Source organism: Cryobacterium zongtaii (assembly GCF_002909375.1).
GTDB lineage: Bacteria > Actinomycetota > Actinomycetes > Actinomycetales > Microbacteriaceae > Cryobacterium > Cryobacterium zongtaii.
Window position 1 is genome coordinate 248,308 of the sequence record NZ_PPXD01000001.1, and the last position, 12,222, is coordinate 260,529.

General features: G+C 68.2%; 15 protein-coding genes. 10 read left to right on the forward strand and 5 right to left on the reverse strand.

What is annotated here, in order from left to right; all coding sequences use genetic code 11:
• Positions 1-6 precede the first annotated feature (6 nt).
• Entirely contained in the window at positions 7-630 is a 624-nt protein-coding gene (locus tag C3B61_RS01240) for a sugar O-acetyltransferase (protein WP_240632253.1), read from the forward strand.
• A 48-nt stretch (positions 631-678) separates the two neighbouring features.
• Here the strand turns inward: C3B61_RS01240 and C3B61_RS01245 are convergent, their stop codons facing one another.
• Positions 679-906, reverse strand: coding sequence for an SHOCT domain-containing protein (locus tag C3B61_RS01245; protein ID WP_103459232.1), 228 nt, complete (start codon positions 904-906; stop codon positions 679-681).
• Between the two features lie 114 nt (positions 907-1,020).
• Between C3B61_RS01245 and C3B61_RS01250 the strand changes: the two genes are divergently transcribed.
• Complete coding sequence (locus C3B61_RS01250) at positions 1,021-1,995, forward strand: SDR family NAD(P)-dependent oxidoreductase (RefSeq protein ID WP_103459233.1); 975 nt, start codon at positions 1,021-1,023, stop codon at positions 1,993-1,995.
• A 58-nt stretch (positions 1,996-2,053) separates the two neighbouring features.
• Positions 2,054-2,260 (forward strand): helix-hairpin-helix domain-containing protein, encoded by a 207-nt coding sequence (locus tag C3B61_RS01255; protein ID WP_103459234.1) that lies wholly within the window; start codon positions 2,054-2,056, stop codon positions 2,258-2,260.
• Positions 2,261-2,368: 108 nt separating this feature from the next.
• Here the strand turns inward: C3B61_RS01255 and msrB are convergent, their stop codons facing one another.
• The gene (gene msrB, locus C3B61_RS01260) at positions 2,369-2,770 is read right to left on the reverse strand and encodes a peptide-methionine (R)-S-oxide reductase MsrB (protein WP_088457040.1); all 402 of its coding nucleotides are present in this window, start codon (positions 2,768-2,770) and stop codon (positions 2,369-2,371) included.
• Between the two features lie 195 nt (positions 2,771-2,965).
• Here msrB and C3B61_RS01265 point away from each other — a divergent pair, with 195 nt between their 5' ends.
• The 5 genes from C3B61_RS01265 (at position 2,966) to groL (ending at position 7,302) form a co-directional block, all read left to right on the forward strand.
• A complete protein-coding gene (locus C3B61_RS01265; protein WP_208858749.1) occupies positions 2,966-3,265 on the forward strand; it encodes a DUF3263 domain-containing protein in 300 nt (99 codons plus the stop codon).
• 50 nt (positions 3,266-3,315) lie between these two features.
• Positions 3,316-3,876 (forward strand): LytR C-terminal domain-containing protein, encoded by a 561-nt coding sequence (locus tag C3B61_RS01270; RefSeq protein WP_103430959.1) that lies wholly within the window; start codon positions 3,316-3,318, stop codon positions 3,874-3,876.
• Positions 3,877-4,100: 224 nt separating this feature from the next.
• A complete protein-coding gene (locus C3B61_RS01275) occupies positions 4,101-4,304 on the forward strand; it encodes a cold-shock protein (protein ID WP_088457037.1) in 204 nt (67 codons plus the stop codon).
• A gap of 263 nt (positions 4,305-4,567) precedes the next feature.
• Entirely contained in the window at positions 4,568-5,533 is a 966-nt protein-coding gene (locus C3B61_RS01280) for a DUF3048 domain-containing protein (protein ID WP_165791108.1), read from the forward strand.
• 140 nt (positions 5,534-5,673) lie between these two features.
• The gene (gene groL / locus C3B61_RS01285) at positions 5,674-7,302 is read left to right on the forward strand and encodes a chaperonin GroEL (RefSeq protein WP_088457035.1); all 1,629 of its coding nucleotides are present in this window, start codon (positions 5,674-5,676) and stop codon (positions 7,300-7,302) included.
• A gap of 86 nt (positions 7,303-7,388) precedes the next feature.
• On the opposite strand, the gene C3B61_RS01290 is transcribed toward groL, so the two are convergent.
• The 3 genes from C3B61_RS01290 to C3B61_RS01300 all read right to left on the reverse strand — a co-directional run bounded on the left by C3B61_RS01290 (position 7,389) and on the right by C3B61_RS01300 (position 10,335).
• The gene (locus C3B61_RS01290) at positions 7,389-7,679 is read right to left on the reverse strand and encodes a WXG100 family type VII secretion target (RefSeq protein ID WP_088457034.1); all 291 of its coding nucleotides are present in this window, start codon (positions 7,677-7,679) and stop codon (positions 7,389-7,391) included.
• A 152-nt stretch (positions 7,680-7,831) separates the two neighbouring features.
• Positions 7,832-9,613, reverse strand: coding sequence for a sensor histidine kinase (locus C3B61_RS01295; RefSeq protein WP_103459237.1), 1,782 nt, complete (start codon positions 9,611-9,613; stop codon positions 7,832-7,834).
• A 29-nt stretch (positions 9,614-9,642) separates the two neighbouring features.
• Entirely contained in the window at positions 9,643-10,335 is a 693-nt protein-coding gene (locus tag C3B61_RS01300; RefSeq protein ID WP_066597326.1) for a response regulator transcription factor, read from the reverse strand.
• Positions 10,336-10,573: 238 nt separating this feature from the next.
• On the opposite strand from C3B61_RS01300, the gene folP reads away from it, so the two are divergent.
• Both folP and C3B61_RS01310 read left to right on the forward strand, forming a co-directional pair.
• Positions 10,574-11,482, forward strand: coding sequence for a dihydropteroate synthase (folP, locus tag C3B61_RS01305; protein ID WP_103459238.1), 909 nt, complete (start codon positions 10,574-10,576; stop codon positions 11,480-11,482).
• Positions 11,482-12,201 (forward strand): pyrimidine reductase family protein, encoded by a 720-nt coding sequence (locus C3B61_RS01310; RefSeq protein WP_103459239.1) that lies wholly within the window; start codon positions 11,482-11,484, stop codon positions 12,199-12,201. The genes folP and C3B61_RS01310 overlap by 1 nt, the downstream gene beginning before the upstream one ends.
• The last annotated feature ends 21 nt before the right edge of the window (positions 12,202-12,222 follow it).

Sequence of the window (12,222 nt, forward strand, 5' to 3'; positions counted from 1 at the left end):
GGGTTTGTGGTTACAGACAACAAAACACCCCAGGATTCTGCTCGCTCCGAATTCGACAAGATGGTGGCGGGGGACTGGTACCGGTATCGCTCCGGTCCCGAACTCGCCGAGATGACGACAAGCACTCAACGCACCTGCCGGCAGATCACCGCGCTCTACGACGACGACCAGCCCGCGGCGCATGCGCTGTTCACTGAGCTGCTCGGCAGCGTGGGAGCCGGCGCGGACTTCCGGCCGCCGCTGTACCTCGACTACGGGTCCCGGCTGCACGTGGGCGCCAACACCTTCATCAATGCGGACTTCCTCGCTTTGGGCGGTGGCGAGATCACCATCGGCGCCAACGTGCTGGTCGGACCCAGCGCCCGCCTGTACACCCCGACTCACGCCGTGGACGTTGCGGAACGCCGCGCCGGCTTCGAGCGTGTCTCGCCGATCACCATCGAAGACGACGTCTGGCTGGGCGGCAACGTCGTGGTCTGCCCAGGCGTGACCATCGGCGCGGGCAGCATCATCGGCGCCGGCTCCGTCGTCACCAAGGACGTGCCGGCCGGGGTCATCGCCGCCGGCAACCCGGCCCGCGTGGTCCGCGAGATCGGGCCGGGCGACCGGGTCGGCCTTGGCGTGGCCTGACCTACGGCGTCGACCGGGAGCGTATGCGGGACCGCAGTACCCGGCGCGTCAGAGCCGCCCGAGGATATCCTGGCGCTTAGTTGCGTATTCGGCGTCGGACAACAGTCCCTTGGCATGCAACTGCTCCAGCTGCGCCAACCGGTCAGCGTGATCGCCCACCTGCCGACGGCGCGCCACGTGAATGGCCAAGAACACGATCGCGAGGGCGACCAGGACCATCGCGCTGAGCGCGCCCAGGATGATGAGCGCGTGCCAACCAGTCAGATTGCTGAGCATCAGTTCCCCCCAATGCCGGCCTTCCCGGCCGGTCGGGGGAAGTCTATCCGTGCCGGCCGGCCCCGGTCTGCTGACCTCGCAGGATCCCGCAGTGGGCGAGCGTACGCTGGAGCGATGACCCTCACGCCCCAGCACGCCCTGTCCACCGGATTCACCGCCCAGTCCACCGCGACCGAGGTGCTCGCGGGTGTCGACCTGAGCGGTAAGACGGCGATCGTCACCGGCGGCTACTCCGGCCTCGGCATCGAAACCGTCGCCGCGCTCGCCGCGGCCGGCGCCCAGGTGATCGTGCCGGCCCGGCGTCCGGAGGTGGCCTGGGCCGCCCTGGCTGCGCGCGGCCTGAACGCCGTGGCGGTCGAGGCCCTCGACCTGGCCGATCTGGTCAGCGTGCGCGCGTTCGCCGAACGGTTCGTGGCCACCGGACGCAGCCTCGACATCCTGATCAACAACGCCGCCATCATGGCGTCCGCCGAGGCCAGGGTCGGAGACGACTGGGAATCCCAGTTCGCCACCAACCACCTCGGCCACTACGTGCTCACCAACCTGCTCTGGCCCGCGCTTACGGCCGAGGGTGGTGCTCGGGTCGTTGCCCTCTCCTCGACGGGCCACAAGCTCAGCGGCATCCGCTTCGACGACCCCGACTTCAGCACCGGCTACGACAAGTGGCAGGCGTACGGACAGGCGAAGACCGCCAACAGCCTCTTCGCGGTGCACCTGGATGCTCTCGGCGCCACCCGTGGCGTGCGCGCGTTCGCGGTGCACCCCGGCGGCATCATGACCGAGTTGCAGCGGCACCTGCCCCGGGAGGAGATGGTCGCCGCGGGTTGGATGACCGAGAATGGTACCGTCAATCCGCTGTTCAAATCACCGGAGCAGGGTGCCGCCACCTCCACCTGGGCGGCCACGTCGCCGATGCTCGACGGGATGGGCGGTGTTTACTGCGAAGACTGTGACATCGCCGAACCCACCGAGCCCGACAGCTCCACGGCCCGGATCAGCGGGGTCGACTCCCACGCTATCGATCCGGATGCGGCGGCCCGGCTCTGGGCGTTCTCGGCCGAGCTCACCGGAGTGAATGCCTTCGCCTGAGCTCTGCACCGTACGGGTAACAGTTGTGGCTCCGGAACCCGAATCATAGGTTGGAGACATGGCTCAGGACGGTTCTGGCAGTGCGGATGCGGATGAGGCGGTCTGGCTGGCTCAGGGGATCCCTGCTCCAGCGCGGCGCGCGCTCGTGGCCGCCGGCATCCTGACCGTCGACGACCTGCGTGCGACGGACCTTGACGTCCTCGTCCGACTGCACGGGATGGGCCCGAAGGCGCTGGCGCGGCTGCGTCCGCTGCGCGAAGGCTGAGGTGCCCGGTGACCACGCAACTGGTCCCGCTACGGACAAGTGCACCCGGTGTGCCGGGTGCCTTTGTCCGCACGGGTAACAGTCGCGGCCGCGGAGGCCGGCGCCGGACTAGTCGACGGGGGTGAAGTTGAGCGAGATCGAGTTCATGCAGTACCGGTCTCCGGTGGGGGTGCCGAAACCATCGTCGAACACGTGGCCCAGGTGCGAACCGCACGCTGCGCAGCGCACCTCGGTGCGCACCACGCCGAGCGACCGGTCTTCGATGAGCTCCACGGCCTCTGGCCGCACGGACTCGTAGAAGCTCGGCCAGCCGCAGCCGGAGTCGAACTTCGTGCCGCTCTTGAACAGCTCGGCATTGCAGGCGCCGCAGGTGTAGACGCCCGAACGGCCCTCGTCGAGGAGCTCACCGGTCCAGGCGCGTTCGGTGGCCGCCCCGCGCAACACGGCGTACTGCTCGGCGGTGAGCTCCGCCTTCCATTCGGCGTCAGACTTGGTGACCTCGTAGTCCATGGTGCGTCCTTTCGATCCAGTCTCGGCAGAGAACTGCCTCCAGCGTAAACTCGGCCGGGGTCCCCGGCATTCCCGCAAGCGGCGCACCCGGTGATTCCCCAGCCGATTCCCACCCTCGACGCTAGCGGGTCCGTGTTGCGCGACAGGCGGGACCGGTCAGCGAAAACCCAGTCCGTGCCAAATAGGATGACGCGTATGGCGACCAGCGGGCACGACGAGAGCACGCGGGGCGCTGAGGGCTCCGTCGGGCTCAGCCTTCGTGACGAAAACCTGCTCGCGTTCGAGCGGCGACTGTGGTCACACCCCGGTGCCAAGGAACAGGCCATTCGCTCCGAATTCGGTCTGTCGGCCGCCCGGTACTATCAATTGTTGGGTGCCCTGCTCGACTCCCCGCTTGCCCTCGCCCACGATCCCATGCTGGTCAACCGACTGCAACGGATGCGTGACGCACGGTCGCAGGCGCGGTCGGCCCGAGCCATCCGCCCCATCGAGTAGGGAACCTCCTACCGTGTGTTCAGCCAAACGAGGATCGAACCAGACAGACGATGCCCACTTCGTACCCGAAAGACCGCTTCGATGACCTCCCGCACAAGCTCGACCGCGTGGGGGCGCACCGCGCACCAGCCAAGAAGGGGCGTCGCTGGGTTGCCGTCTGGTGGGCCCTCGCCGCGACCGCCCTCCTCATCGGGGTCGGCGCGATCGGTCTGACGGTCCTGAACAACCGGCTGAATATCACCATCCCCGGCATCGAGGCCGAGACCACGCCCGCGGAGCCCACGCCGGAGCCGGTGCCCACCGCCGAGCCAACCACTGACCCCAGTGCGAGTGTCACGGTGCTCAATGGGACTCCGACGAGCGGGGTGGCCCGGTCGGTTGGCGACCTGCTCACGACCGGCGGCTGGACCGTCGGCAGCACCAGCGACGCCGACACCGAGGACGTCGTCACGACGACCGTCTACTATGCGGACGCGGCCCTGGAGGGCGCTGCACGCGGTGTGGCGGCTCTGCTGCCCGGTTCCGAGGTGCTGCTGGCGGATGACTTCGCGGGCTCGGATGCCACCCTCACCGTCGTCGTGGGCAGCGACTACGCGATGCCCGCCGGCTGACCCGGCCTGACGACTCCCTGCCCTACTGGGGTTGCCCTTCCCAGTCAACCCCCTATTGAGTTTCACTCCCGTCACTAGTGTCTGCAGTGGTCGCTCATTTTCTCGGCTGAGCGCTCTCTACCCGAGAGTGCTCGTTTCGAGACGGTGGACGCAGCTTCTGCGCCAGGCCCGGTAGCACCAACGGGTGAGTGCCGAAACACAACACTGCAACAGGGGAGTTTCACATGGCGAACGGAACCGTCAAATGGTTCAACGCTGAAAAGGGTTTCGGCTTCATCACCGTCGATGGAGGTGGGCAGGACGTCTTCGTTCACTACTCCGCCATAGACATGCACGGCTACAAGGTTCTCGAGGAAGGCCAGCACGTCATCTTCGAACTCGGTACCGGAGCCAAGGGTCCGCAGGCCGAGTCGGTTCGCCCGGCCTAACCGCCCGGCGTCGAACGCAGCCAGCCTCAACCAGCTGAGAACACGACGCACGTGCTCGACCACTGATCATCGGATGATCGGTCGACCACCGAGTGTCAGTCACGCCACCACCGTGACCGCCGGGCAGACATACCGGGCGGGCTAGGGTGTGTGGCGTGACTGCGTTTCGGATGTTCCCTGCTGCTGCCCGTCGAATCCGATCCGGACGGCGGACGCCTGGCGGCGCGGCCCTGATCGGCGCGGGTCTGTGCTTGGGGCTGGGCTTGGGACTGAGCTTGGGGCTGGTCGGCTGCTCTGCGCCGGTGCCCGAAGCGACGGCGTCGGCGGACCCGACACCGCAACCGGGCATCATGCCGCTGCGCGGCACACCGGTGGACCCGTCCCGTGCCGAGCATCCGTCCCTGGCCGTGAAGATCGACAACCACCCGGCCGCGAGGCCGCAACTCGGTCTCGAGCGCGCCGACCTGGTCTTTGAAGAGCTGGTCGAGGGCGGCCTCACCCGCTACGTCGCCCTCTGGCACTCCGACGTGCCGGATGCTGTCGGCCCGGTGCGTTCCATCCGTCCGATGGACCCGGAGATCCTGAGCTCGTTCGGCGGCATCGTGGCGTATTCCGGCGGCCAGCCGCAGTTCGTCGCCGCGATGAGGGCCTCTCCGCTGCTGAACGTGGTCTTCGACGACGACGCCGGAGGCCTGTTCGTCCGGGCCGACGACCGGGATTCGCCGCACGACGTGGTGCTCGCCGCGGACGAGACCGTCACCCTGCACTCCGACCTCGCGCCGCCGACCGGCCAGTTCGACTACGCCGACAGCGCCGCGGAGGCCACAGCGTCCCTCGCCGGCGATCCGACCACCACCATCGTCACCCGGTTCTCCGAATCCGGCGGGAGGGCCTGGGCCTGGGACCCGGCGGCCACCGGGTACCTGCGCAGCCAGGACGGCGCTGCCGACCTGGACAGCACCGGTGCCCAGCTCAACGCCACCAACGTCGTGGTGCTTCGGGTGGAGGTCGATCGCGGCAGCGACGTGCCCCGCACCATCTTGACCGGGTCGGGCACGGCGTGGGTGTCGACCGGCGGTTCGACGATGCCCGCCACCTGGTTCAAGGATGCCGCGGCCGCGCCGATCCGGCTGGCCGACGCTGTCGGGGCCACGATCGAGCTCGCTCCGGGCAACACCTGGATCGAACTGGTACCCACCGACGACGGCAGCGTGGAACTGGTGCCGTAGGTGGGCCGGAACCCGGCACCGGCCCCCGCCGTTCACTTGCACTCTCGACCCCAGAGTGCCAGAATCGGTTTAGCACTCTGCTGTTCGGAGTGCTAACCCATCATCGTTTTGGTAACGTCCGGGAGGGACGAGAAACACATATGGCAAAGATCATTGCTTTCAATGAAGAGGCCCGTCGCGGCCTTGAGCGCGGCCTCAACATCCTCGCTGACACGGTCAAGGTGACCCTCGGCCCGCGCGGACGCAACGTCGTGCTGGAGAAGAAGTGGGGCGCCCCCACGATCACCAACGACGGCGTGTCCATCGCCAAGGAGATCGAGCTCGACGACCCGTACGAGAAGATCGGTGCGGAGCTCGTCAAGGAGGTCGCCAAGAAGACCGACGACGTCGCCGGCGACGGTACCACCACCGCCACCGTCCTCGCTCAGGCCCTGGTTCGCGAAGGCCTGCGCAACGTCGCGGCCGGCGCCGACCCGATCAGCCTCAAGCGTGGCATCGAGAAGGCGACCGCTGCGGTCATCGCCGAGCTCATCGCCAGCGCCAAGGAGATCGAGACCAAGGAAGAGATCGCGGCCACGGCCTCCATCTCTGCCGGTGACGCCGAAATCGGCGCGATCATCGCCGAGGCCATCGACAAGGTCGGCAAGGAAGGTGTTGTCACCGTTGAGGAGTCGAACACCTTCGGCACCGAGCTGGAGCTCACCGAGGGCATGCGCTTCGACAAGGGCTTCCTGTCGGCGTACTTCGTCACCGACCCCGACCGTCAGGAAGCGGTCTTCGAAGACCCGTACATCCTGATCGTCAACTCCAAGGTCTCCAACATCAAGGACCTGCTGCCGATCGTCGACAAGGTCATCCAGAGCGGCAAGCAGCTGCTCATCATTGCCGAGGACGTCGACGGCGAGGCCCTGGCCACGCTCGTCGTGAACAAGATCCGTGGCATCTTCAAGTCGGTTGCCGTCAAGGCCCCCGGATTCGGCGACCGCCGCAAGGCGCAGCTGCAGGACATCGCCATCCTCACCGGTGGCCAGGTCATCTCCGAGGAGGTCGGCCTCAAGCTCGAGAACGTCACCCTCGACCTGCTCGGTAACGCCCGCAAGGTCGTCATCACCAAGGACGAGACCACCATCGTCGAGGGTGCCGGCGACGCCGAGGCCATCGCCGGTCGTGTTCAGCAGATCCGCAACGAGATCGAGAACACCGACTCGGACTACGACCGTGAGAAGCTGCAGGAGCGCCTGGCCAAGCTCGCCGGTGGCGTTGCCGTCATCAAGGCCGGCGCCGCGACGGAGGTTGAGCTCAAGGAGCGCAAGCACCGCATCGAGGACGCCGTTCGTAACGCGAAGGCAGCCGTCGAAGAGGGCATCGTCGCCGGTGGTGGCGTTGCGCTGATCCAGGCCGGCAAGACCGCATTCGAGGGCAAGGCAATTCTTGACCTCGTCGGCGACGAGGCAACCGGCGCGAACATCGTGCGCGTTGCCATCGACGCTCCGCTCAAGCAGATCGCGCTCAACGCCGGCATGGAGCCGGGCGTTGTCGCCGACAAGGTACGCAACCTGCCCGTCGGATTCGGCCTCAACGCCGCAACCGGTGAGTACGTCGACATGATCGCTGCCGGCATCAATGACCCGGTGAAGGTCACCCGCTCCGCGCTGCTGAACGCATCGTCGATCGCCGGACTGTTCCTCACCACCGAGGCCGTTGTCGCCGACAAGCCCGAGAAGAACTCGGCTCCGGCCGGCGACCCCTCTGGTGGCATGGACTTCTAAGTCCCGCAGCCCCTGCACAAACGCACCACCTCAGGCTGGGCGTCTCCTTCGGGAGGCGCCCAGCCTTTGTCGTATCCGGTGTCGGGCTACCGGGCGAACAGCCGGGCGTTGGCCTGCTCCACCTCGGCGTACTGCTGGCCGGCCTGCCCGAGCGCCTGATTGAGCGCATCCGCGCTCTGCTCGACGTGCAGCTGCGTGGTGCGCCACGCCGCGACGGCCCCCTGGAACTGGGCCGACGCCTGCCCGGTCCAGGAACCCTCCAGCCCGGTGAGTTGACCGAGTAGCGCCGCCACCTCGGCCTGGATGCGGGCCATGGTGGCGCGTGCCGCGCCGGTGGTGGTGATCAATGCATCGCTGTCGACCTGGAACTGGGTCATCAAGAGGCTCCGTCCGCTCGTGTGGGCGTCGGGGTGACGCCCGCGGGCGACGCTACGGCGTGCGGGAAGCCGCCGCAGGGCCCGAGGCGGCCCTGAGGACAACCCGTCGCCCCACCGGGCTGGGGAGGAGCGGGCCCGGCCGCCGGCGCCGGTCAGTCCAGGGTCGGCGACGTGAGCGCCTGCGGGGCGGCGGGCGACTCGGCCAGCGGGAACCAGACCCTGAAGGTGGCTCCGCCGCCCGGGGTCTCGACGACCTCGATCGAGCCGTTGTGGCTGGCCACGATGGACGCCACGATCGCCAGGCCGAGTCCGCTGCCGCCCGTTTCCCTGGCGCGGGAGGTGTCGGCCCGCCAGAAGCGCTGGAAGATCTTGTCGCGGATCTGTGGCGGGATGCCCTCGCCGTGGTCGATGATCGAGATAGAGGCCCGCTGGTTGCGGCGGTCGACGGAGACCTCGAGTTCCACCGGGCTGTCGGCCGGGCTGAACCGGAGGGCGTTGCCCATCAGGTTGGTGATGACCTGGCGCACCTTGTTCTCTTCGGCCATGATCACCGCGTCCAGCTCAGGTGGGGCCTCCACGACCTCGGGGGTCTCGGCGGCGGGTGTAGCCGCATCCGTGCGCCTGGGCCTGCGCGTGCGGAGGCGGGCGAGGGTGGCGCCGGCGAACGAGATGGTGCCGGTGCCTGACGTTTCGCCCTTGGCGGCCGCACCCTTGGTCGCGGCGGCTTTGACTGCCGCGGGCTTGGCCGGTGTCCCCTCGGCGGCAGGGGTCGGCGAAGGCGTCAGCGGGGCTGGTGCGACCTCGCCGGTGGAGTGCGCCAAATCGATGGACGACGCCGGGGCTTCCGCGTCGAACTCGGTGGGATGGCTGGTCAGTACCGTGACCTGACGGCCGGGGGAGGAGGCCATCGCGTCCAGCGCGGCGTCGTGGGCGAGGGGCAGCAGGTCCACTCGGGTGAGGACGAGGGGTTTGGTCTCATCCAGCCTGGCGAGCTCGAGCAGGTCCTCGACGAGACCGCCCATGCGGATCGCCTCCTTCTCGATGCGCTCCATGGCCTGGGCCACGTCTTCGGGGGTCTGCAGTGCGCCCATCCGGTAGAGCTCGGCGTAGCCGCGTACCGAGACCAGTGGTGTGCGCAGCTCGTGGCTCGCGTCGCCGACGAAGCGGCGCATCTGGTCGATCGTGCGGGCCCGGTCCTTGAAGGCCCGGTCGATACGGCTGAGCATGGTGTTGAGGGACCGGTTGAGCCGGCCGACCTCGGTATTGGGGGTGGCCCCGCCCAGCCGTTGGCTGAAGTCGCCGTCGGCGATGGCCGCCGCCGTACGCTCGGCCTCGCGCAGCGGCGCGAAGGTCGTGGTGACGAGCAGCCGGGTGAGCATGGCGCCCACCAGCACCACCCCCACACCGAAGCCGAGGAAGATGCTGAGGTACGTGTTGACGGTGTTCTGCGCTGATTGCAGGGACACGGCCATCAGCAGGGTGCCGTAGGTGCCGGTGGAGTTGATCACGAACGGCACCGCCACCGCGTGGAACTCGGTGGAGCCTTCCGCGTCGGACAGCTTCTGCACGGCGCCGTTCATGGCGATCACGCTGGGCAGGTCCAACGCCATGGTCACCGCGGGCAGGCTGGAGCGCGGGCGGTCCCGCCAGGTGCGGTCCTTCAGAACACCGTTCTGGTCATAGATCGCGACAAAGTAGTCGGAGTCCACCCCGGCGGCGCTGCCGTTGGCCATCGAGTTGCGATAGTCCATCAGGGTGGTCTGCGCCTCGGTCTGCAGGCTGGCATCCACCTGCTGCACGACGTAGTTGCGCAGGATGACCATGGTGCCCACCCCGGAGACGAGCAGGCCAAGGGTCAGCATCAGCACGGTCACACCGGTGATCTTGGAGCGGAGCGAAATCCGGCTCCAACGGTCCATCAGGGCCACATGCATGGTTCCAGTCTAAGGAGGGGAAACTGGGTCTATGCCTTGGCGGCCTTGAGCATGTAGCCGAAGCCGCGCTTGGTCTGGATCAGCGGCTCGCTGGAGTGCATGTCCACCTTGCGGCGCAGGTAGGAGATGTAGGACTCCACGATGCCCGCATCGCCGTTGAAGTCGTATTCCCAGACGTGGTCGAGGATCTGCGCCTTGGAGAGCACCCGGTTCGGGTTGAGCATCAGGTAGCGCAGCAGCTTGAACTCGGTGGGGCTGAGCTCGATGGGCTGGTCGCCGACGAGGACTTCGTGGGTGTCCTGGTCCATGGTGAGCTCGCCGGCACGGATGACCGCGTCTTCGTCGGCGTGCATGGTGCGGCGCAGAATGGCCTTGATCCGTGCCACGATCTCGTCGAGGCTGAACGGCTTGGTGACGTAGTCGTCGCCGCCGACGGTGAGGCCGGTGATCTTGTCTTCGGTGTCGTCCTTGGCCGTGAGGAAGAGGATCGGCGCGGTGTAACCGGCCGAACGGAGGCGTTTGGTGACGCCGAAGCCGTTCATGTCGGGCAGCATCACGTCGAGGATGATCAGATCGGGCTCTTCCTCAAGCACGGCGGAAATCGCCTGGGCACCGTTTCCCACGGCGCGCACGGCGAACCCGGCGAAGCGGAGGCTGGTGGTGAGGAGATCCCGGATATTGGGTTCGTCGTCAACGATAAGGATGCGGGGGCCGTCAGTCATGCCCCTAGTATCTGCGCGTTAGCTGGCGCTTTCCTGTGAGTGGGCGGTATGTGCGCGGATGATCCGGTGACAACGCTTTCGGCATGTCGAGGTTGTCTTCCGCGGCGCGTCAGGGTGGACCAGCGCCGACTGGCGGATGAGAGCATAGCCTGGGAAGACCTGCTCGATCCGTCACCGGGCGCCGCCTGAACGCACACCCGTCGCCGTCGCACCGCGGCCCAGCACCACAAGGAGTCAGATGGTCAGCTCGACCGACCCGATCGGGGTCATCCGGCCCCGGCTGGACGTGCCCCGGCGCCGCATCAACGGGCGTGACTTCGACTTCGCGCGTGAGGTGGCGGTAATGGCGGTGATCAACCGCACGCCGGACTCCTTCTATGATCAGGGCGCCACCTTCGCGCTCGATCAGGCCGTGGCGGCGGCACATCGGGCCATCGACGACGGTGCCGACTGGGTCGACATCGGCGGGGCCAAGTTCGCCCCGGGTCCGGCCGTTCCGGTCGCGGAGGAGATCGACCGGGTGGTACCCGTCGTCGCCGCCCTGCGGGGCACCGGCGTCGTGATCTCCGTCGACACCTTCGACCCCGACGTGGCCAGGGCCAGCATCAACGCCGGCGCGCACGTGATCAACGACACCACCGGTGTGCACGACCCGCGGATGGCCGAGGTCGTCGCGGACAGCGACGCCACTCTGGTGATCACGCACAGCCTGGCCCGGCCCCGCACGCCGTACCCGGCGCCGCAGTACACCGACGTCGCCGCCGAGGTGTCCGCCTTCCTGCAGGCCAGGGTGCAGCGCGCCCTCGACCACGGGATGCCGGCGGACCGGCTGGTGATCGATCCCGGGCACGACCTGAACAAGAACACCCGGCACTCCCTCGAGCTGACCCGCCGGTTGGCGGAGATCACCACGCTCGGCCTGCCCACGCTGGTGGCGGTCTCGAACAAGGACTTCATCGGAGAGACCCTCAACCGTGGCCGCGACCAGCGGGTGGAGGGCACCCTCGCCGCCGTCGTCTACTGCATCATGCAGGGCGCCCGCATCGTGCGGGTGCACAACGTGTCGGCCGCGGTGGACGCCGTGCGGATGACCGAAGCTATTCTCGGCTGGCGAGAACCGGCGTACCTGCGCCACAACCTCACCTGATGAGCGCCATCGATCCCGGCGACGTGCTGGCCCGTTACACGGTGCACGACAGGTCCGCCCCGCACCTGCGGGTGAACTTCATCAGCAGCCTGGACGGCGCCGCCACCCACGACGGCCTGAGCGGCGGGCTCGGCGACGACGCCGACAAGTTGGTTTTCGACACCGTGCGGATGCTCTCCGACGTGATCCTCGTCGGTGCGGGCACCGTGCGCGCCGAGGGCTATGGCGGCATCCGGTTCACCGACGAGGCGGTGGCCTGGCGAGTTGCCCACGCGCTGCCGGAGCACCCGCCGGTGGCGTTGGTGTCCGGCCGTCTCGACCTGGACCCGGCGCACCCGGTGTTCACCGCCGCCGCCACCCGGCCGATCGTGATCACCCACGCCCAGGCCCCCGCCCAACGCCGGGCGGCGCTCGCCGCGGTGGCCGACGTGTGGGTCTGCGGGGAGGCATCCGTCGACCATGCGTTGATGGTGCGCACCCTCACCGCGCGGGGCTACCCGCAGGTGCTCTGCGAGGGCGGCCCGAGCCTGTTCGGCTCACTCCTGGCCGCGGATGCCGTGGACGAGCTCTGCCTCACCCTGGCCCCGCTGCTGGAGTCCGGCCGGGCAGCGCGCATCGCCGGCGCGCCGGACGCATCGCCGCGCCGGATGCGCCTGGCCCACGCCCTCCCGGCCGGCGACACCCTGCTGCTGCGCTACGTTCGCGCCCGCGAACTGTGAGCTGAGCCCCTAAAACTCGCG

Coding starts and splice junctions, on each gene's coding strand:
- C3B61_RS01245 (WP_103459232.1), bottom strand. CDS start 906: ATGCTCAGCAATCTGACTGGTTGGCACGCGCTCATCATCCTGGGCGCG.
- C3B61_RS01250 (WP_103459233.1), top strand. CDS start 1,021: ATGACCCTCACGCCCCAGCACGCCCTGTCCACCGGATTCACCGCCCAG.
- C3B61_RS01255 (WP_103459234.1), top strand. CDS start 2,054: ATGGCTCAGGACGGTTCTGGCAGTGCGGATGCGGATGAGGCGGTCTGG.
- msrB (WP_088457040.1), bottom strand. CDS start 2,770: ATGGACTACGAGGTCACCAAGTCTGACGCCGAATGGAAGGCGGAGCTC.
- C3B61_RS01265 (WP_208858749.1), top strand. CDS start 2,966: ATGGCGACCAGCGGGCACGACGAGAGCACGCGGGGCGCTGAGGGCTCC.
- C3B61_RS01270 (WP_103430959.1), top strand. CDS start 3,316: ATGCCCACTTCGTACCCGAAAGACCGCTTCGATGACCTCCCGCACAAG.
- C3B61_RS01275 (WP_088457037.1), top strand. CDS start 4,101: ATGGCGAACGGAACCGTCAAATGGTTCAACGCTGAAAAGGGTTTCGGC.
- groL (WP_088457035.1), top strand. CDS start 5,674: ATGGCAAAGATCATTGCTTTCAATGAAGAGGCCCGTCGCGGCCTTGAG.
- C3B61_RS01290 (WP_088457034.1), bottom strand. CDS start 7,679: ATGACCCAGTTCCAGGTCGACAGCGATGCATTGATCACCACCACCGGC.
- C3B61_RS01295 (WP_103459237.1), bottom strand. CDS start 9,613: ATGCATGTGGCCCTGATGGACCGTTGGAGCCGGATTTCGCTCCGCTCC.
- C3B61_RS01300 (WP_066597326.1), bottom strand. CDS start 10,335: ATGACTGACGGCCCCCGCATCCTTATCGTTGACGACGAACCCAATATC.
- folP (WP_103459238.1), top strand. CDS start 10,574: ATGGTCAGCTCGACCGACCCGATCGGGGTCATCCGGCCCCGGCTGGAC.
- C3B61_RS01310 (WP_103459239.1), top strand. CDS start 11,482: ATGAGCGCCATCGATCCCGGCGACGTGCTGGCCCGTTACACGGTGCAC.